We start from the raw sequence: 19786 nt of genomic DNA, 5'->3' as shown, positions 1-19786 counted from the left end.
CACAAACCGGCGGCCGCTACCTACTTGGTGTCGCGGTACTTGTTCATGGCGTCGTCGAGCTTCTGCAGCGCGTTGCCGTAATCCGCGAAGTTGCCGCCGCGCTGCGCCTGCTGCACCGCATCCAGCGCGGCGTTGACGTCCTGCAGCGCCGCGGCTTTGGCGGGTGAGAGCTGCACGGCGCCACCGGGGACGGCCGCCACGGGCACCGGCACCTCGGGTGCCTGGCCCTGCTGCGGCGGAGCGGCCGGGGGCTGCTGACCCGCCGCCGGTGGCTGCGCCGTGGGCGGTTTCGCATCGGCAGGAGCCGGTCCGGTGGCCGTCGCCGCCGCGCCGGGGCCGAAGAGCTCGGTCAGCGCATCGCCGACGGTCGGGCCGTAACCGACCTTGTCGTTGTACATCATCGCCACCCGGATCAGCCGCGGGTACGACGATGCGGCATCACTGGCACCCGGCGAGGCGTACACCGGTGCCACATAGAGCAGCCCACCGTCGCTGACCGGCAGGGTCAGCAGGTTGCCCCAGCGGATCCGGTTCTGGTTGTCCCGGCCGATGACACCGAGGTCCTGGCTGACCGCGGTATCGGTGCTGATCGCGTTGAACGCCAGCTTGGGCCCGTTGACCTGACCGGGAATGGTCAGCACCGTGATCTTGCCGTACGTCGCCGGATCGGAGCTGGCGCTGATGTAGGCGGCCAGGAAGTCCCTTCGGAACCGGTTCATCGCACTGGTCAGCTGGAACGACGACGAATTGTCGTTCTTGGCAATATCTTTGGCGACGATGTAGTACGGCGGTTGATAGCTGCTGGCGGTCGGGTTCGGATCCAGCGGCACATCCCAGAAGTCCGAGGTGGAGAAGAACGTCACCGGATCGTTGACGTGGTAGCGGGCCAGCAACTGGCGCTGCACCTTGAACAGGTCCTCGGGGTAACGCAGGTGGGCCTGCAACTCCGGGGAGATGTCGCTCTTGGGCTTGACGGTGCCCGGGAACACGGCCATCCACGCCTTGAGCACCGGATCGTTCTCGTCCTGCGCGTACAGGGTCACGGTGCCGTCATAGGCGTCGACGGTGGCCTTCACCGAGTTGCGGATGTAGGACACCTGCTTGTCCGGCAGCAACCGGTTCACCGCCACCTCATTGGAGTCGATGGTGGCGCTCGACAGCGACGTCAGCTCCGAATACGGGTAGTTGTCCAGGGTGGTGTAACCGTCGACGATCCACACCAGCCGCTTGTTCACGATCGCCGGGTACACCCCGTTGTCGGTGGTCAGCCACGGCGCCACCGCCTCGACGCGCTGCGCCGGGTCACGGTTGAACAGGATCTTGCTATTGGAGCCGATCACGTTGGAGAACAGGAAGTTCCGTTCGGCGAACTTGGCCGCGAACACGCTGCGGGCCAGCCAGTTGCCGATCGGCACGCCACCGGCACCGGTGTAGGTGTAGTTCTTGGTCTCGGTGTTGGTCTCGTAGTCGTACTCGCGGTCACCACCGTTGCGGCCGACGATCGCGTAATCTCCGGGCGCGCTGGCGATCACCGGACCGAAGTAGATGCGCGGCTGATCCAGCGGCGCGGGCCCGGGCGAGACCACACTGCCGTTGGCGCCGACCACACTGGCCAGGAACTCCGGATAACCACCGTTCTGGTTGGGGTCGTTGGCGATACCGCGCACCGTGTTGGCCGGCGAGGCGATGAAACCGTTGCCATGCGTGTAGACGGTGTGCCGGTTGATCCAGTCGCGCTGGTTGTCGATCAGCCGTTCCGGGTTGAGTTCGCGGGCGGCGACGACGAAGTCACGCAGGTTGCCGTCCGGCCCGACATAGCGGTCCATGGACAGCTGCTCGGGGAAGCTGTAGAAGTTCTTGCCCTGCTGGAACTGGGTGAACGCCGGACTGACGATGGTCGGGTCCAGCAGCCGGATGTTCGACGTGGTGGCGCGGTCGGCGGCGACCTGCTGGGCGGTGGCCTGCGAGTTGCCGCTGTAATCGCGATAGGTGACCGTCGCGTCGGTCAGCCCGTAGGCCTGCCGGGTGGCGGTGATACTGCGGCTGATGTATTCGCTTTCCTTCTGCGCCGCATTGGGTTTGACGCTGAACTGCTCGACGATCATGGGCCAGCCCGCACCGACGATCAACGAGGACAGCAGCAACAGCACCAGGCCGATGGCGGGGATCCGCAGGTCGCGCAGCACCAGTGCGGAGAACACCGCGGCCGCACAGATCAACGCGATGGCGAGCAGGATCAGCTTGGCCGGCAGCACCGCGTTGATATCGGTGTAGCCGGCGCCGGTGAACGGTTTGCCGCCGCGGGTGTTGCTCAGCAGCTCATATCGGTCCAGCCAGTAGGCCGCCGCCTTGAACAACACCAGTGTCCCGGCCAGCGCCACCAGTTGGATGCGCGCGGCCCGGCTGAGTGCTCCGGTGCGCCCGGACAGCCGGATACCCCCGAACAGGTAGTGCCCCACCAGGTTTGCCAGGAAGGCCAAGAAGACGCCGAAGAACAGGAAGCTCAGCACCCACCGGTAGAACGGCAGGTCGAAGGCGTAGAACCCGAGGTCGCGGCCGAACTGCGGATCGGTGATCCCGAAATCGCCGCCGTGTAGGAACAACTGCACCGTGGTCCAGGAGTTCCAGGCGAACGCGCCCGCGGCCAGGCCGATGAGCACCGGGATGCCGATGCCGAACAGCCGCAGCCGGCTCATCACCGTGGTGCGGTACCGCGCGATCGGATCGTTGGGCCCGGCGGTGGGGACGAACACCGGCCGGGTGCGGTAGGCCAGCGCCATACCGGCGAACACCAGGGCACCGATGACCACCGCGGCCACCAGCGCCAGCGAGATCTCGGTGAACAGCCGGGTGGTGAACACCGACCGGTAGCCCAACTCGCCGAACCAAAGCCAGTCGACATAGGTGTCGATCAGCCGTGGCCCCACCAACAGCAGCAAGACGACGACCAGGGCCACCCCGATGAGGATCCGGCTACGTCGTGTCAGCTTCGGCATTCGCGCCGCGGGCCGCATACCCACTCGTCAACTCCAGTCCTGGTCCGTGGCCGCCGACACATCTGGGGCCTCAACTGCACCAACTCTACGCATGGCCCGCCAAGCGCATTCTCAGCATCGGGGTGGTTCGCCGCCGGCGGAAATGGTGTGCAGCGCGTCCACCGCAGTGCTCAGGGTGTCCACCTTGACCAGCTGCAGCCGATCATCGCGGGCCGTCAACGCCTCGGCACAGTTGTCGGCGGGCACCAGGAACACCGTGGCACCGGCATCCTGGGCGGCCATCATCTTGTGGGTGATGCCGCCGATCGGTCCGACCGCACCGTCGGCGCTGATGGTGCCGGTGCCGGCGACGAACTTGCCGCCGTTGAGGTCACCGGTGGTGAGTTTGTCGACGACGGCGAGGCTGAACATCAGCCCGGCCGAGGGGCCGCCGATGTTGGCGAGGTTGAACTCGATGTCGAACGGCGCCCACGGGGCGTCGAGCACGGCGATGCCGAGGAAGCCGTGTGGCCGGTCGGGATTGGAGCCGAGCGTGACGGTGGCCGTACCGGCGGGTTGATTCTTGCGCCGATAATCGATGACCATCTGATCGCCCGGCTTGGTGGCCTTCACGATCGCCTGGAAGGCCGCCATATCGGGCACCGCGACATTGTTGACCATGTCGATGGCGTCACCGGGCTGCAATTTGCCCGCCGACGGGCCGGGATCGGTCACCGACTCCACCGTGACGGCCTTCGGGTATTTCAGGTAGGACAACGCGGCGTACTCGGCGTTGTCCTCCGAGGATTTGAACTCGTTGGTGTTGGCCTTGTCGATCTCGTCCTTGGACTTGTCCGGCGGATACACCAGATCGCGGGGCACCAGCTGATCGCGTCCGGACATCCACAGCGCCAGGGCCTCCCCCAGGGTCAGGCCGTCGCGCTGGGACACCGTGGTCATGTTGAGGTGGCCCGAGGTGGGATGGACGATCGAGCCGGCGGTGCTGTCGGTGCTCTTGATGTCGACGACCTGCTTGCCGTCCACCTCACCGAGGGTGTTGAACGTCGGGCCGGGCCCCAGCGACACGTATGGGACCGTCACCAACGACAGCAGCACACCGAACGCCACGATCGGCACCAGCGCCACCACCAGCGTCATAATCCGCCTGTTCACGCCGCCCACAGTAGAGCGCGTTCACCGACAGCGTGACCCGCGGCCCCACCTGCGCGGCCCGGGGTGAGTACCGTTGAAGTCATGGCTGACCTGCCCTTCGGCTTCTCCAGCGGGGACGACCCCGAGCGTGACAAGCGCAAAGAAAACCCCGGCCCGGGATCGGGCGCGGACCCGTTCGGGCTCGGCGGCGCCGGCTTCGATATGTCCGATCTGGGCCAGATCTTCACCAAGCTCGGCGAAATGTTCAGCGGCGCAGGCAATGTGATGAACACCGGCCAGCAGGCCGGTCCGGTCAACTACGACCTGGCCCGGCAGCTGGCGTCCAGCTCGATCGGATTCGTCGCTCCGGTGTCGGAGAAGACCGGCGCCGCGATCGCCGATGCCGTGCATCTGGCCGAGACGTGGCTCGACGGGGTGACCGCGCTGCCGGCCGGCACCACGAAGGCGGTGGCCTGGACCCCGACCGACTGGATCGACAACACGCTGGGCACCTGGAAGCGGTTGTGCGACCCGGTCGCCGAACAGATCTCCACGGTGTGGGCCTCGGCGCTGCCCGAGGAAGCCAAGACCATGGCGGGTCCGCTGCTGGCGATGATGTCGCAGATGGGTGGGATGGCCTTCGGCAGCCAGCTCGGCCAGGCACTGGGCAAGCTGTCCAAGGAGGTGCTGACCTCCACCGATATCGGTCTGCCCTTGGGGCCCAAGGGCGTGGCGGCCCTGCTGCCCGAAGCCGTCGAGAGTTTGTCGGAGGGGCTGGAGCAGCCGCGCAGCGAGGTGCTGACCTTTCTGGCCGCCCGTGAGGCCGCTCATCACCGGTTGTTCAGCCATGTCCCGTGGTTGTCCAGCCAGCTGCTCAGCGCCGTGGAGGCGTTCGCCAAGGGCATGAAGATCGACATGAGCGGGATCGAGGATCTGGCCAGCGGCATCAATCCGGCCGCGCTGGCCGACCCGGCGGCCGTGGAGCAGCTGCTCAACCAGGGCATCTTCGAACCGAAGGCCACCCCCGAACAGGTTGCCGCGCTGGAGCGGCTGGAAACCCTGCTCGCCCTCATCGAGGGCTGGGTGCAGACCGTGGTGACCGCTGCGCTCGGTGACCGGATTCCCGGAACCGCGGCCCTGTCGGAGATGCTGCGCCGGCGCCGCGCCACCGGCGGCCCGGCCGAGCAGACCTTTGCCACGCTGGTGGGCCTGGAGTTGCGGCCGCGCAAGCTGCGCGAGGCCGCCGCGTTGTGGGAGAAGCTGACCGACGCCGTCGGGGCCGACGCCCGCGACGCGGTCTGGCAGCATCCCGACCTGCTGCCCGGCGCCGACGACCTCGACGAGCCGGCCGCCTTCATCGACCGGGCCATCGGCGGTGACACCTCGGGCATCGACCAGGCGCTGGCCGAGCTCGAAGACGACGGGAAGCCCGGCCCCGACGGGCCTGTGGATAACTGAAACCGGCGCCCGCCCGACCGTGGCAGAGTCGGTGCATGAGGCGCTATCTGCTCGATCCATCGATGCCGGTGCTACTGCGCCCGGATGACACCGTGCAGGTGGGCTGGGACCCGCGCCGCGCCGTGGTGGTGCATCCGCAGGCCGGGGTGAGTGCCGCCGCCGTGGCCGACGTGCTGCGCGGTATGCACACGGCGGTGACCAGGGACGAACTCTCGGCGCGTGCCGCCGCGCTGGGAATGCCGGAGTCTGCCGTGGCCGACCTGCTCGATGCGCTGCGCCGAGCCGGGGTGCTGACCGTCGGGCACTCCGCGGCGCGGTCGGTGACCATCCGCATCCACGGGCGTGGGCCGCTGTCCGACCTGCTGGCCGGGGCGCTGAGATGCTCGGGTAACCGCGTCACCCAGAGCAGCCGACCGCATGCCGTCGTGAGCACCGATCACGCCGACCTGGTGCTGCTCACCGATGCCCTGGTCGTCGATCCGCGGGTGGTGCGCGATCTGCATGCGGCCGAGCTGCCACACCTGCCGGTGCGGGTGCGCGACGGCACGGGGTTGGTCGGGCCGCTGGTGATTCCCGGGGTCACCTCGTGTCTGGCCTGCGCCGACCGGCACCGCCGGGACCGCGACGCCGCCTGGCCGGCGGTCGCCGCCCAGTTGCGGCACACCGTCGGTTCCGCCGATCGCGCCACCCTGATGGGCACCGCCGCGCTGGCGCTCAACCAGGTGGACCGGGTGGTCCGCGCCATGCGCTGCGCCGATTCGGACCCACCGGATGACGCCCCGGAACCGCCGATGACCCTGGACACCACCCTGGAGTTCGACGTCGGTAGCGGATCGGTGCTGGCGCGCCGTTGGTCACGGCATCCGGGTTGTCCCTGCTGACCTATTCAGGTGCGTCGTGGATGATGGATGCGTGGCTGATATCAAGCGTGGGAGCGTTGCCCGCAACGCCAAGCTCGCGACCCTGCCGGTCGGATTCGCCGGCCGGGCAGCGCTCGGGATCGGCAAGCGCCTGACCGGCAAGTCCAAGGACGAGGTCACCGCCGAGTTGATGGACAAGGCGGCCCAGCAGTTGTTCACCGTGCTCGGTGAGCTCAAGGGCGGCGCGATGAAGGTCGGCCAGGCGCTCTCGGTGATGGAAGCCGCCATCCCCGAGCAGTACGGCAAGCCGTACCGGGAAGCGCTGACCAAGCTGCAGCGCGAAGCGCCGCCGTTGCCGGCGGCCAAGGTACACCGCGTCCTCGACGCCCAATTGGGCACCAAGTGGCGGGACCGGTTCGCCTCGTTCGACGACACCCCGGTGGCCTCGGCCAGCATCGGGCAGGTGCACAAGGCGATCTGGTCCGACGGCCGCGAGGTCGCCGTCAAGATCCAGTACCCGGGCGCCGACGAGGCGCTACGCGCCGATCTCAAGACCATCCAGCGGCTCGTCGGGGTGTTCAAGCAGTTGGCACCCGGCGCCGACGTGGAGGGCGTGGTGGACGAGCTGATCCAGCGCGCCGAGGAGGAGTTGGACTACCGGCTCGAAGCCGACAACCAGCGCGCCTTCGCCAAGGCCTACGAGAACGACCCGCATTTCGCGGTGCCGCACATCGTGGCCAGTGCGCCGAAAGTGGTGATCGCCGAATGGATGGACGGCATCCCCATGTCGGTGATCATCCGCGATGGCACACCCGAACAGCGGGACCTGATGGGTACCCGGCTGACCGAACTGACCTTCGGCGCGCCCAAGCGGCTCGGCCTGATGCACGGCGACGCGCATCCCGGGAATTTCATGCTGCTGCCCGACGGCCGGATGGGCGTCATCGACTTCGGCGCAGTGGCACCGCTGCCGGGCGGTTTCCCGGTGGCACTGGGCACCACGATCCGGCTGGCGCGGGACAAGAACTACGACGAGGCGCTGCCGGCCATGGAGGCCGCCGGTTTCATCCAGAAGGGTCAACAAGTCTCGGCCCAGGAGGTCGACGACATGCTGCGCCAGTACGTCCAGCCCATCGAAGTCGACGTCTTCCACTACAACCGCCGCTGGCTGCAGAAGATGGCCGCCGGCCAGATGGACAACTCGGTGGCCCAGATCAAGATGGCCCGCCAACTCGACCTACCGGCGCAGCTGGCCATCCCGCTGCGGGTGATCGCCTCGACGATCGCCATCTGCTGTCAGCTCGATGCCCATGTTCCAGTGAAAGCCATTGCGACAGAACTGGTTCCGGGCTTCGCCGACGACGAGACGGCCTGACGGCCTAGCCGAAGCTAGGCCGCCTGGCCTTCCCTGGTGTCCTTGCGCGGGCGGCCACGCGGACGCTTACGCGCCACGATGGCGCCGCGCTCGATGATCTCGCCGCCCCAGACGCCCCACGGCTCCTGGCGCGCCAAGGCCTCGGACAAGCACAGGCTGCGAATGGGGCAGTCGGCACACAGCGCCTTGGCCTGCTCCAGTTCGACCGGGCTCTCGGCGAACCACAGGTCAGGATTCCCCCCATGGCACGGCACCGCGGGCAGTTCGAGTTCTTGGCATGTCAGTTCCGACATGTCTTTCCCTACTTCCTGGTCGTTGTGTCGGTGTCGGTCTTGATTCGGACCGGTGACCAGGTGTTCGGGGTTCCAGATCGGATTTCCCGAAAACAATGGCCACGGATCCGTTGTGACTTCGGGTCCGTGGCCGTTTCGGCGTTGTGGGGGCCTACCTAGGTGGTGCCCCGTTTCACGGACCTTGATGTCGCGGCGGCGGTGCGGCGCTTGAGCTGCGGGTTGGCGGCAGCGGGCGCCCAACCAGCTCGATGGACGGCCGGCGCAGCGGGCTGCACGGGCAGCAGGGAGCGCACAGACATTCCGTCGACGGCTACGCCGGACATGGCGTGAATGTTGATCATGATGTCGCTCCCCTCCTTTCGCCGAGCCGCACAGATTTGGTGATCTTGAGACTAGAGCGTAACAGCACAAACCCACAAGCGATTTTCTGACCTGCGGTTTTGGCAGGATCTGTGGGTGTCATGACCGATTCTTGACCAGCTCCAACACGTCGGGCCCGTACTGCTCCAGCTTGCGAGCGCCGATACCCGGGATGGACACCAACGCCGACTCGTCGGTCGGCAGGGTCTCGGCGATGGCGATCAGGGTGTTGTCGGTGAACACCACATAGGCCGGTACGTTCAGCTCCTTGGCGGTGCGCAGCCGCCACTCTTTGAGCGCGGCCAGCAACGACTCGTCCAGATCGGACGGGCAACTCTCACAGCGTCGCAGCGTGATCGCCGCCGCGGTGTCGAGCACCTTGTTGCACACCCGGCAGCGCGGCGCCGGACCGCGAGGTCTGCGCGACCGCCCTACCGGGGAGTCGGCCGGGGTCTGCGGCGCCACCCCGTTCAGGAACCGGGACGGCCGGCGCCCCTGCCTGCCGCCCGCGGCCCTGGCCAGCGCCCAACTCAGGTTCAAATGAACTCTGGCCCTGGTAATTCCGACGTACAGCAGGCGGCGCTCCTCTTCCACCGCCTCGCTGTCGGCCCCGTGGGCCAGCGCGTGCGAGATGGGCAGCGTGCCGTCGGTGAGGCCGACCAGGAAGACCGCATCCCATTCCAGGCCCTTGGCCGCGTGCAGCGACGCCAGCGTGACACCCTGCACCACCGGTGGATGACGGGACTCGGCGCGCTGCCGAAGCTCGGCCAACAGCGCCCGCAGATCCAGCGAAGGCCGTTGGGCCACTTCGTCGTCCACCAATTCGGCCAGCGCGGCCAGCGCCTCCCACCGCTCCCTGGCCTTGGTACCGGCCGGGGGTTGCGCGGTCAGCCCGAGCGGCTCCAACAGCGCGCGCACCACCTGCGGCAGCTCGCCCTCGTGCTCGGCGCCGGCGGCACGCTGCATGGCCAACAACGCCTGGCGCACCTCCTGGCGGCTGAAGAACCCTTCCCCGCCGCGCACCTGGAACGCGATGCCGGCCTCGGTGAGCGCCTCCTCGTACACCTCGGACTGCGCGTTGATCCGGTACAGCACCGCGATCTCCGCCGCCGGTGTTCCGGATTCGATCAGGGAGCCGACCCGTTTGGCCACCGCCGCGGCCTCGGCCGCCTCGTCGGAGTGCTCGCTGAATGACGGTTTTGGGCCGGGATCGCGCTGGCCGACCAGGTGCAGCTTGCTGCCGGCCATCCGGCCGCGGGCCGCCGCGATGACCCGGTTGGCCAGGGACACCACCTGCGGGGTGGACCGGTAGTCCCGCTCCAGGCGCACCACCGTGGCCTCCGGGAACCGCCGCGAAAAGTCGAGCAGGAAGCGCGGGGTGGCCCCGGTGAACGAGTAGATGGTCTGGTTGGCGTCGCCGACCACCGTCAGATCGTCGCGTTCGCCGAGCCAGGCGTTGAGCACCCGCTGTTGCAGCGGGGTGACGTCCTGGTACTCGTCGACGACGAAACATCGGTACCGGTCCCGGAATTCGCCGGCCACCGCGGCGTCGTTCTCGATCGCGGCCGCGGTGTGCAGCAGCAGATCGTCGAAGTCCAGCAGCGCGGTGCCGTCCCGGTGGGTCTTGAGGTTTTCGTAGGCGTCGTACACCTTGGCCACCGTGGCGGCGTCGAACGGGATGTCGCGGGCCGCCTTGGCCACCGCATCCGCGTATCCCTCCGGGGTGATCAGTGACGCCTTGGCCCATTCGATCTCCCCGGCCAGGTCCCGCACATCATCGGTACTGGCGTGCAGCGCAGCGCGATTGGCTGCCTGGGCCACCACCGCGAACTTGCTGTCCAGCAGCTGCCAGTCGGTGTTGCCGACGACGCGGGGCCAGAAGTACTGCAACTGCCTGCGGGCGGCGGCGTGAAAGGTGACCGCCTGCACTGCCGACGTGGGCACCCCGGACTGCTCACCGAGGGTGCGCAGCCGACCGCGCATCTCACCGGCCGCCCGCGCGGTGAACGTCACCGCGAGCACCTGGCCCGGCGCGACATGGCCGGCCGCCACCAGGTGCGCGATGCGGCGGGTGATGGTGCGGGTCTTACCGGTACCGGCACCGGCCAGCACACAGACCGGGCCACGGGGCGCCACGACGGCCTCGCGCTGTTCGTCGTCGAGGTCGCCGAGCAGGCTGTCGACGGACGGCATGGCGTCCATCATGGCAGCACGATGTGACAACCACCGCGCACCCACCGGGCATTCGACGGTGGTCGACTACGTTGTAGGGACTATGACTAGCCCTGCGTTGACCATGTACACCACGTCGTGGTGTGGCTACTGCTCCCGCCTGAAGACCGCCCTGAAGGCCGAGGGCATCTCGTGGACGGAGATCGATATCGAGGGCGATCCGGCCGCGGCGGAGTTCGTCGGCTCGGTCAATGGCGGCAACCACGTGGTTCCGACGGTGAAGTTCGCCGACGGCTCCACGCTGACCAACCCGAGCATCAAGCAGGTCAAGGCGAAGCTGGGCTGAGCCGCACCGGGCCGGTCAGTTCGCGAAGGCCCAGGACTCGATGATCTCCCTGGCGATCGAGATGGATCCCGGCAGCAGCAGCCGCGATGAGGAATCGCTGTTCCAGTCACCGTGCTCGAGGGCCTCACGCACCTGAGCCCGGGTGAACCACTCGGCCTCGGCGATCTCACCGTCGTTGAACGCGAACGGCTGCTCCGGGTCACCGATGGCGTGGAACCCGACCATCAGCGAGCGCGGGAACGGCCACGGCTGGCTGCCCAGGTAGTGGATGTCGCTGACGTTCAGCCCGATCTCTTCGGCGATCTCGCGTTGCACACAGGACTCGAAGGACTCCCCCGCCTCCACGAATCCGGCCAGCAGCGAGAACAGCCGCTCCGGCCACAGGGTCTGGCGAGCCAGCACCGCCCGATCGTGGCCGTCGTGCACCAGACAGATGATCGCCGGGTCGATGCGCGGGAATTCCTCGTGGCCGTTGACCGGGTTGATGCGCGCCCAGCCGGCCTTGACGGTCTTGGTCGGTGCACCGTCGACCGGACTGAACCGGGCGGCGTCATGCCAATTCAGCAGCGCCGTCGCGGTGGCGACCAGTTGGGCGCTGGCGTCGTCGAAGATCGGTCCGGCGCGGCGCAGGTCGAGTACCTCGGCCTCGACGGTATCGCCGGGCGGAGCCTCCAGGGCGCCTCGGATCGCCCAGACATGCCGGCCGCCGGCCACGGTGCCGAGGAACACCGCATCGGCGGGCGGGGTGGCGCCGAGCGCGGTCGTCGTGCTCAGCACCACGCTCCCGCCGGAGATCAGCACCTGGTTGCGCCGGTCGACATACAGCACGGCCGCGTCCGGCCAGCCGGCGATCGCGGCGTCGATATCGGTGCGCACCTGATCGTCGCGGTCGGCGCCGATCCGGGACAGCAGGGGGACGTTGCGCAGGGTGAAGCCGCTCATCGGGTTTTTCTGCTCAATCTTTGGATCGGATGTACAGCAATCGGTCGCTGAGTTCGAGCGCGTCCACGCGCTCGTCGTCGACGCGCAGCAGTTCCCCGCCGCGCACCACCCCCAGCACGATATCGGGGAGGTGGCGCGGCGAGCCGCCCTCCTCCTTGGTCTCGACCGGTCGCTCGGCGATGGCGAATCCGGCGTCCGGGGTGAGCAGGTCCTCCATCATCTCGACGACGCTCGGGGTCTGGGTGGCGATGCCCAGCAGCCGACCCGCGGTCTCCGAGGTGACCACGGTGGTGTTCGCGCCGGATTGCCGCAGCAGGTGCTGATTCTCGGCCTCCCGGACCGCGGCGATGATGTTGGCGTTGGGGGCCAATTCGCGGGCGGTGAGGGTGACCAGGACCGCGGTGTCGTCCCGGTTGGCCGCGACGATGATCGACTTCGCGTGTTGGGCGCTGGCAAGCCGGAGCACCTCGGAGTCGGTGGCGCTGCCCCGGACGGTGACCAGCCCCGCGCTCTTGGCGCGTTCCAGGGCGGCCGGGTCGTCGTCGACCACGACGATGTCGGCCGGCGCCACGTCGTCGCCGATCATCGCCGACACCGCGGTCCGGCCCTTCGTCCCGTAGCCGACGACGATGGTGTGGTTGCGCACGGATCTCCTCCAACGCTGGATCTTCAGTGCCTGCCGCGACTGGGTGGTCAGGGTCTCGACCGTGGTGCCGATGAGCACGATCAGGAACGCCACCCGCAGCGGCGTGATCACCAGGACGTTGACCAGGCGAGCTGATTCGGTGTACGGCGTGATGTCGCCGTAGCCGGTGGTGGACAGCGACACGGTCGCGTAATAGATGCAATCCAGCAGTGACAGCGGATCGCTTTCCTCCGGGGTGGCCGCGACATCGCGGTAGCCGTGGCGGTCGATGTAGACGATGAAGACCGCGGCGACCAGCGCGCTCAGCGCCCACAGCACCCGCATGAAGATCTTGCGGCCGGGGCTGACGAACTTCTCCGGGATGTTCAGGATGTCGACCAGGTCGGCGTCCGGGCGCGACGTCAGATTCTGGTCGATCGCCTCCAGGCGCCGGCGCAACCTACCTTTGGCCACGATTCACCGATCGGTGGGAGGTGAGCACGCCACAATGAAACCATGACATCCCCTTCGCCCGTCGTTCAGCAGTCCAATCCGTCCCGCGCCCGCTTCATGGGCGGGTCCCTGGTGGGCATGGGCATCCTGCATTTCGTCGCGCCGAAGCCATTCGACTCCATCGTGCCGGCGGAGCTGCCGGGCAGCGCCCGCTTCTACACCCACGCATCGGGTGTCGCCGAGGTCGCCACCGGTGCGCTGCTGTTGGCCCCCCGGACCCGCAAGCTGGGCGCGCTGGCCGCGATCGCGTTGTATCTCGGGGTGTTTCCGGCCAATGTCAACATGGTGCGGATGTGGTTCAAGGACCCCGCCAAGCCGTTGCCGATGCGGATCGGCGCCATCGCGCGGCTGCCGCTGCAGATCCCGATGATCACCCAGGCCTACAAGATCTATCGCAACTCGTAGTCCGCCTCCGCCAACAACGCCGCCAACTCGTCCGGCCCGGGCAGGTCGTCGGGCCGGACAGTGACCCCGCTGCGCACGTAGTGAAACGCCGCGCGCACCGAATCCAGCGGCCGGTCGGTCATTCCGGCCCAGGCCAGCCGGTACACCGCGAGCTGCACCGCGGCATGCCGGGCAGCCTCCGGGGTAGCGGGCGGGTCGCCGGTCTTCCAGTCGACCACCACCTGCCTGCCGTCACCGTCGTCGAAGACCGCATCCACCCGTCCCCGGACCACCGTCGCGCCGACCATCATCTCGAACGGCACCTCCACGTCGACCGGGGTGCGGGCCGCCCACACCGACGAGGCGAACGCGGCCTGCAGCTCGGCCAGCTCCTCGGCGTGGGCCCGGCCGGCCTCGCCGTCGACCGCACCCGGCAGATCGTCGAGGTCGAAGAGCCGCTCGGCATGGAAGAAGCGCTGTACCCAGTCGTGAAACGCGGTGCCCAACAATGCGTTCGGGTCGGGCCGGACCGGCAGGCGACGGCGCAACCGCTGCATCGCGGCAGCCCGGTCCTTGCCCAGCTCGACCAGCATGCTGACCGACAGCTGGCCGGGCAGCGGCACCGGATCCGGCTCGCCGGCCTTGGCGCGTTCGGCCAGCAGCGCGTCGACGTCGGCCGCCCAGTCCTCCATATCCGCGGCGGACAGATCCGCCGAGGTGTCGGCGCACCGCACCAACTCTGCGCCACGATCCAGCGCGTCGCGCCGTGCGTTCGACGGCCGGGCCGGCCACACCGCCTCGACCACACTGTCCCGCAGCGGGTTCGGATCTCCGTCGGCGGGCGCGGGTGCCCAGTGGTCGATGACACCACACGGCTCGCCGGATTCGGCCGAGGCTTCCACGATGGCCCGCAGTTCCAGCAGGAACTCCGATGGGCCGCGTGGTTTCGACTCGGTGGGACCCCAATGATGGCCCGACACCAGCAGGGTGTGCTCGCACCTGGTCAACGCGACGTAGAGCAGCCGGCGTTCCTCGTCCACGCGCCGTTGGGCCAGATGATCCTTGTGCGCGGCGATCTTGTCCGCCAAGGCCTTTCGGTCGAAGACATCGGAGGTGTCGAGCACGGGCACGCCGTGCCCGGAGTCGGTGGCCCGGTCCCCGCGCAGCAGGGGCGGCAGGTCACCGGCGTCGGTCAGCCAGGTCCGCGCCATCGCGGTGGACGGGAACACCCGCCCACTGAGGTGCGGAACCGCCACCACCTGCCACTCCAACCCCTTGGCCGCGTGCACCGTGAGAATCTGCACCCGATCGGTGGCGACCGTGGTCTCGGCCGGGGCCAACCCGTTCTCGACCGCCGCGGCCACCTCGAGGTAGGCCAGCAGTCCGTCGGCAGTGGCATCGGCCCGGTCGGCGAAATCGGCCACCACGTCGGCGAAGGTGTCCAGATGTTCGGCGCCACCCCACCCGGCGGCCACCGGACGGGCCGCCCTGGCCTCGGCATCGACACCCAGCACGCGCCGGATCTCGGCGACCAGTTCGGGTAGTGGATGGGCCAGATGGGCTCGTAGCGCGGTCAATTCGCGCCCGAGCGCCACGATGCGGACGTAACCTGGCGCCGAGTAGCGTGACTCGGGTCCGGGATCGCAGATGGCATCGGCGAGGCAGGCGGCATCGGCATCCGGCGCGGCCTGTGCGACGATCTGCGCGGTGGTGGCCGCCGCGGCGGGTCCGTCCAGTTCGACCGCCCGCTGCCACAGCGCCGCGATATCGCGCGCACCGAGGCGCCAGCGCGGTCCGGTGAGCACCCGCATCGCCGCGGGCCCACCGGTCGGGTCCGCGATGAGCCGGAGCATGGCCACCACGTCGGCCACCTCCGGAACCGACAGCAGGCCGGCCAAGCCGACGACTTCGACGGGGACGCCACGCGCCGTCAGCGCCTCGGCCATCGGCGCGGCATCGGCGTTGCGGCGCACCAGCACCGCCGTGGTGGGTGGTGTCGGACCGGCCAGATACCGCCGAGCGACCTCGTCGGCCACCCAATGACGTTCGGCGACAACGTCGTTCAGCAATGCGCAGCGGATATCACCGGGCTCGGCACCGGGACGCGGGAGCAGCTCACGCACGCTCACCGACCGGCGGCGCGCCTGCGCGGACACCTCGTTGGCCAGATGCAGCGCCTGCGGCGGATTGCGCCAACTGGTCCGCAATTCCAGGGTGGGTGCCGGTGTGCCGTCGGACAGCGGGAAGTCGGTGGCGAACCGCGGCAGGTTGGTGGCCGACGCCCCGCGCCAGCCGTAGATGGACTGGATCGGATCCCCCACCGCGGTCAGGGCGAGGCCGTCGTCGACCCCGCCGCCGAACAATGCCGACAACGCGATGCGCTGCGCGTGCCCGGTGTCCTGGTACTCGTCCAACAGCACCACCCGAAACCGTTGCCGCAGTTGGTCGCCCACGTGGGGTGCGGCCACCGCCAACCGGGCGGCCGCCGACATCTGGGCACCGAAGTCCATCACCTTGGCCGCCCGCATCCGGCGGTGCAGCTCGTCGATGAGCGGCACCAACCGGGTTCGTTCGGTCTGGGTGTCGAGCAGTTTGAGCAGCCACTGCGCCGGGCCTGTATCCCGTTGGTTGGGGCCGGGCGGCAGGTTCAGGATCAACCGCTCGAGCTCGACATGGGTGTCGGTCAGGGCGGCGGTGTCCACCAGGTGCTCGGACAGCGCACCGGCCAGTCGCAGCACCTGGCCGGTGATGGCGGCCGGGGTCTTGTCGGTCTCGAATACCCGCGGGTGTTCGCACACCACGCGGAAGGCCAACTGCCACAATTCCGTCGCACCGATGAGCCGGGTGTCGGGCTCCACCGGCAGCAGCAAGCCGTGCTCACGCAACAGGGTTCCGGCGAAGGCGTGATAGGTGCTGATGGTGGGCGGGTCGTCGGATCGCAGCTGCGGGCACAGTCCGGCACCGGCGAGCCTGGCCAGCCGCGCCCGCACCCTGCGCAACAGTTGGCCGGCGGCCTTGCGGGTGAACGTCAGCCCGAGCACCTCCGCCGGTGCGGCGTAGCCGTTGGCGACCAGCCACACCACCCGCGCCGCCATCGTCTCGGTCTTACCGGCGCCGGCCCCGGCGATCACCACCAGCGGTCCCGGCGGTGCGGCGATGACCGCCGCCTGCTCATCGGTTGGCGCGAAAAGGCCGAGTGCATCGGCCAGTTCGGCCGGGCTGTACCTGGTGGCGATCACTGGCCCTCCCCCCGCTGATGTGCCGGGCACATCGCGCGCACCGGGCAGTGCCCGCAATTGTCGTTGACCCTGGCGACAAACGTCGGGCCCTGGGTGGCCGCCGCGGCGGCGACCACCTGGTCGCGCCAGCCGGCGGCGGCATCGGAGGTCAGGGCGTCCTGCGTGCGTTCGGTGGCCCCACCGGCGCTGGGCTTGCCGGGATACACCAAGACCCCGCCGCCGGGCTCATCCCCTTGCGGCAGCACGCCTTCGGCGATGGCCAGCTGGTACATCGCCAACTGGGCATGCCGCTGCGCGTCGTCCTTGGTGACCGGGCTCTTACCGGTTTTGACGTCGACGATCACCAGCCGACCGGCGTTGTCGCGTTCCAGGCGGTCGATGCGGCCGCGCACCCGCACGCCGGGCGCCACCATCCCGTCGACGCCGACCTCGGTGCCCACCTCGGTCAGCTGGCGGCGGGTCAGCTCACGCCACTGCGCGAACGTCGCCAGCATGGCCCCGTGCCGGGCCAGTTCGTTGTCGGCATACCACTGGGATTCGTACGGCAACCCGGCCCAGACGTTCTCCAGTTCGGCCAGCAGCTGGCCTTCGGTCCTGGTGGAATCGGCGACCAGGGCGTGCACCAACGTCCCCACCGCCGACCGGACGTCGCGGCTGTCGCTGCCACCGTGGCGTTCCAGCATCCAGCGCAACGGGCAATCCGTCAGGGTCTGCACCGTGGACGGGGACAGTGTGACCACGTGTTCGGCGCCGGACCACAGTGGTTCGCTGGTGGACGGTTCGGTGCACTCGTACCAGGACGCCGGATCCGCGCCCGCCACCCCCGCCTCGGCCAGCCGGGCCAATTGGTGTGCGGCACAGCGACGGACCTCCTCGCTCACCTCGGCCTCGGGGGCACATACCACCGCGCGCAGGCGGCCCACCAGCGCCGCCGGTGCCAGCAACCGCGGCGCGGCGACCGGCGTGCTGTCGGCCTGGCTGTCGTCGGTGGTCAGCTCGGCGAGCTCGGCGCAGAACGGGGAGGGCAGCATGGCATCGTCATCACCGGCACCGCCGTCCACAGCGGTCACCAGCAGCCGGCTGCGGGCCCGGCCCATCGCGGCGATGAGCAGGCGCCGTTCCTCGGCCACCAGCGGGGCCCGCACCGAGACGGGCTGACCGGGCTCGGTCACCCCGTCCAGGATGTCGACCAGATGCTGCGTGCCCAGTACCCCGCCGCGGGGCATGGTGTTGGGCCACAGGCCTTCCTGGACGCCGGCGATCACCACGAAGTCCCACTCGCGGTCCAGCACCGCGTGTGCACTGCACACCGCGACCACCTCACCGCGAGGTGTGCGATCGGCGGTGACCGGCAGGCTCAGCCCGTCGACGTGGTCGAGCAGGCCCCTCAGTGTCGCCCCGGTGGTGCGGGTGACGTACTGCTCGGCCACGTCGAACAGGGCGGTGACGGCGTCCAGGTCGCGCTCGGCGGCCGCCCCGGCGGCGCCACCACGGTCGGCCGCGGCCACCCACCGACGCTGTAATCCGCTGCGCTGCCACGCCTGCCACAGCGTGGAACGCGGGTCCTCCCCCGCGCGGCGGCTGCGCCGCGCGGCCGCCAGCACCGCACCGACCCGCTGCAGGCTGCGGGCGTGCTCGGGGGCCAGACCGTCCGGCACCGCGCGCACCGCGTCGGCGAGCAGGTCCGGGAAGTCGCGCTGGTGGTCTGCCAGCCGGCGCAGCGCCCGGCGCAACTGCCGCAGGGAGACCGGGTCGACCCGACCGATCGGCCCGGTGACCAGATCCAGCGCCACCTCGCCGGTCACCCCGTCCGCGGCGGCCCCGAGCACGGTGAGCAAGGCGTGCACGGCCGGCTGGCGGCCGAGCACCGGCTCGGCGGCCGGCAGATCCACCGGCACACCGGCGCCGGCCAGCGCGCGCCCCAGCGCGGCGCCGGCCCGCGGCACCGACCGGACCACCACCGCCATCTGCGACCACGGCACCCCGTCGACGAGATGGGCGCGGCGCAAGGCGTCGGCGACCACCATCGCCTCGGCATGTGCGGTGGCGGCGATGCGCACCGATACCTTTCCGGGATCACCGGTACCACTGGCGAATTCGCCGAATCCCTCGGCGGCGGGCAGCCGGCGGGCGATACCGGAGACGGCGGCTGCCACCGCCGTCGAGCATCGATGTGAGGTGGTCAGCGTGATGGCCGGGGTGTCGGTGCGCAACAGCGCAGGATCGGCGCCGCGGTATCCGAACACCGACTGGTTGGGATCACCGGCGATCACGGTGAGGCCCGCCCCGGCCGCGAGCACCCGCACCAGCAGCGCGGCCTGCGGATCCAGGTGTTGCGCGTCGTCGACGAGCAACAGCTTGATGCGGGCGCGCTCGGCGGCGAGCAGATCGGCGTCGGTGGCCAGCGCGTCGAGCGCCGCACCGACCAGCTCGGCTGCCCCCAGCGCCGGCACAGTCGCCTGCGGTGCAGCCATTCCGACCGCGGCGCGCAGCAGCATCACCTGCTCGTAGACCTGGGCGAAGCGACCCGCCGCCACCCATTCCGCGCGGCCCGACAACCGGCCGAGGCGTTGCAGCGCCATCGGGTCGACCCCGCGTTCGGCGCAGCGCGCCATCAGATCACGCAGTTCGGAGGCGAAGCCGGCCGTACCCAGGGCGGGATGCAGCGACGCCGGCCAGCTGGCCGCACCGTCTTCGAGGTCGCCGGCGAGCAGTTCCCGGATGATGCCGTCCTGCTCGGCCCCGGTGATCAGTCGCGGCGGTGGATCACCGCCGCGCTGGGCGGCCAGCCGCAGCACGGCGAAGGCGTAGGAGTGCACGGTGCGCACCAGGGGCTGGCGCACCACGCCCGTCCCGCTGCGCAGCAGGGTCGCGGTGATCTGCGCGCGTGCCGCCGCACCCAACCGCGCCGAACCGGTGAGCAGCAGTACCGATTCGGTCGGCACGCCGGCGGCGATGTGCGCGGCGGCGGCGCCGGTGAGCAGGCTGGTCTTGCCGGTGCCCGGGCCACCGAGCACCCGCACCGTGCCACGCAGACCTGGGTCGGCCAGTGCGGCGGGCTCCAGCACAGTGGTCGATGCGGTCATGCCGAC

The 19786-nt window shown here is 69.5% G+C and carries 14 protein-coding genes; 5 read left to right on the top strand and 9 right to left on the bottom strand.

The window, feature by feature from the left end; translation table 11 throughout:
* Nucleotides 1-20 precede the first annotated feature (20 nt).
* Both SBI67_RS20010 and SBI67_RS20005 read right to left on the bottom strand, forming a co-directional pair.
* Nucleotides 21-3020, bottom strand: a complete 3000-nt coding sequence (locus SBI67_RS20010; protein ID WP_318982240.1) for a UPF0182 family protein — start codon at nt 3018-3020, stop codon at nt 21-23.
* An 87-nt stretch (nt 3021-3107) separates the two neighbouring features.
* Nucleotides 3108-4148 carry a YlbL family protein gene (locus SBI67_RS20005; protein ID WP_318982239.1) on the bottom strand — a complete coding sequence of 347 codons (1041 nt, stop codon included), beginning with the start codon at nt 4146-4148 and terminating at the stop codon, nt 3108-3110.
* Nucleotides 4149-4229: 81 nt separating this feature from the next.
* Between SBI67_RS20005 and SBI67_RS20000 the strand changes: the two genes are divergently transcribed.
* From SBI67_RS20000 to SBI67_RS19990, 3 genes are read left to right on the top strand one after another with little or no spacing between them, the layout of a single operon-like run.
* The gene (locus tag SBI67_RS20000) at nt 4230-5585 is read left to right on the top strand and encodes a zinc-dependent metalloprotease (RefSeq protein WP_318982238.1); all 1356 of its coding nucleotides are present in this window, start codon (nt 4230-4232) and stop codon (nt 5583-5585) included.
* 35 nt (nt 5586-5620) lie between these two features.
* Nucleotides 5621-6466: a cyclodehydratase gene (locus tag SBI67_RS19995; protein ID WP_318982237.1), complete on the top strand. Its 846-nt coding sequence runs from the start codon at nt 5621-5623 to the stop codon at nt 6464-6466.
* A gap of 16 nt (nt 6467-6482) precedes the next feature.
* Complete coding sequence (locus SBI67_RS19990; RefSeq protein ID WP_318982236.1) at nt 6483-7820, top strand: macrolide-binding ATPase MABP-1; 1338 nt, start codon at nt 6483-6485, stop codon at nt 7818-7820.
* Between the two features lie 14 nt (nt 7821-7834).
* On the opposite strand, the gene SBI67_RS19985 is transcribed toward SBI67_RS19990, so the two are convergent.
* From SBI67_RS19985 to SBI67_RS19975, 3 genes are all read right to left on the bottom strand, one after another.
* Nucleotides 7835-8113: a WhiB family transcriptional regulator gene (locus SBI67_RS19985; RefSeq protein WP_318982235.1), complete on the bottom strand. Its 279-nt coding sequence runs from the start codon at nt 8111-8113 to the stop codon at nt 7835-7837.
* Nucleotides 8114-8268: 155 nt separating this feature from the next.
* Complete coding sequence (locus SBI67_RS19980) at nt 8269-8454, bottom strand: hypothetical protein (protein ID WP_318982234.1); 186 nt, start codon at nt 8452-8454, stop codon at nt 8269-8271.
* A 118-nt stretch (nt 8455-8572) separates the two neighbouring features.
* Nucleotides 8573-10678 (bottom strand): ATP-dependent DNA helicase UvrD2, encoded by a 2106-nt coding sequence (locus tag SBI67_RS19975; protein ID WP_318982233.1) that lies wholly within the window; start codon nt 10676-10678, stop codon nt 8573-8575.
* Between the two features lie 70 nt (nt 10679-10748).
* Here SBI67_RS19975 and mrx1 point away from each other — a divergent pair, with 70 nt between their 5' ends.
* Entirely contained in the window at nt 10749-10991 is a 243-nt protein-coding gene (gene mrx1, locus SBI67_RS19970) for a mycoredoxin Mrx1 (RefSeq protein ID WP_266045786.1), read from the top strand.
* 15 nt (nt 10992-11006) lie between these two features.
* Here mrx1 and nudC read toward each other — a convergent pair whose 3' ends face one another.
* The gene (nudC, locus tag SBI67_RS19965; RefSeq protein ID WP_318982232.1) at nt 11007-11933 is read right to left on the bottom strand and encodes an NAD(+) diphosphatase; all 927 of its coding nucleotides are present in this window, start codon (nt 11931-11933) and stop codon (nt 11007-11009) included.
* A gap of 13 nt (nt 11934-11946) precedes the next feature.
* On the bottom strand, nt 11947-13032 hold the full coding sequence (locus SBI67_RS19960; protein ID WP_318982231.1) for a potassium channel family protein: 1086 nt from the start codon (nt 13030-13032) through the stop codon (nt 11947-11949).
* 42 nt (nt 13033-13074) lie between these two features.
* On the opposite strand from SBI67_RS19960, the gene SBI67_RS19955 reads away from it, so the two are divergent.
* Nucleotides 13075-13476, top strand: coding sequence for a DoxX family protein (locus SBI67_RS19955; RefSeq protein ID WP_318982230.1), 402 nt, complete (start codon nt 13075-13077; stop codon nt 13474-13476).
* Here the strand turns inward: SBI67_RS19955 and SBI67_RS19950 are convergent.
* Together SBI67_RS19950 and SBI67_RS19945 are read right to left on the bottom strand one after the other, a co-directional pair.
* Entirely contained in the window at nt 13461-16751 is a 3291-nt protein-coding gene (locus SBI67_RS19950; RefSeq protein ID WP_413232534.1) for an ATP-dependent helicase, read from the bottom strand. The two genes, SBI67_RS19955 and SBI67_RS19950, sit on opposite strands and share 16 nt — an antisense overlap.
* The gene (locus SBI67_RS19945) at nt 16691-19780 is read right to left on the bottom strand and encodes a PD-(D/E)XK nuclease family protein (protein WP_318982229.1); all 3090 of its coding nucleotides are present in this window, start codon (nt 19778-19780) and stop codon (nt 16691-16693) included. Before SBI67_RS19945 ends, SBI67_RS19950 begins: the two co-directional genes overlap by 61 nt.
* Nucleotides 19781-19786 lie beyond the last annotated feature (6 nt).

Origin of the sequence: Mycolicibacterium chengduense (assembly GCF_033741155.1) — a bacterium.
Taxonomy (GTDB): domain Bacteria; phylum Actinomycetota; class Actinomycetes; order Mycobacteriales; family Mycobacteriaceae; genus Mycobacterium.
The sequence above is the reverse complement of the archived record's forward strand: the minus strand, read 5'-3'. Positions and strand labels throughout refer to the sequence as shown.

Bases quoted from the DNA above. Each gene is read 5' to 3' on its own strand.
- SBI67_RS20000 (WP_318982238.1), top strand. From the start codon at position 4,230: ATGGCTGACCTGCCCTTCGGCTTCTCCAGCGGGGACGACCCCGAGCGT.
- SBI67_RS19995 (WP_318982237.1), top strand. From the start codon at position 5,621: ATGAGGCGCTATCTGCTCGATCCATCGATGCCGGTGCTACTGCGCCCG.
- SBI67_RS19985 (WP_318982235.1), bottom strand. From the start codon at position 8,113: ATGTCGGAACTGACATGCCAAGAACTCGAACTGCCCGCGGTGCCGTGC.
- SBI67_RS19980 (WP_318982234.1), bottom strand. From the start codon at position 8,454: ATGATCAACATTCACGCCATGTCCGGCGTAGCCGTCGACGGAATGTCT.
- SBI67_RS19975 (WP_318982233.1), bottom strand. From the start codon at position 10,678: ATGATGGACGCCATGCCGTCCGTCGACAGCCTGCTCGGCGACCTCGAC.
- mrx1 (WP_266045786.1), top strand. From the start codon at position 10,749: ATGACTAGCCCTGCGTTGACCATGTACACCACGTCGTGGTGTGGCTAC.
- nudC (WP_318982232.1), bottom strand. From the start codon at position 11,933: ATGAGCGGCTTCACCCTGCGCAACGTCCCCCTGCTGTCCCGGATCGGC.
- SBI67_RS19955 (WP_318982230.1), top strand. From the start codon at position 13,075: ATGACATCCCCTTCGCCCGTCGTTCAGCAGTCCAATCCGTCCCGCGCC.
- SBI67_RS19945 (WP_318982229.1), bottom strand. From the start codon at position 19,780: ATGACCGCATCGACCACTGTGCTGGAGCCCGCCGCACTGGCCGACCCA.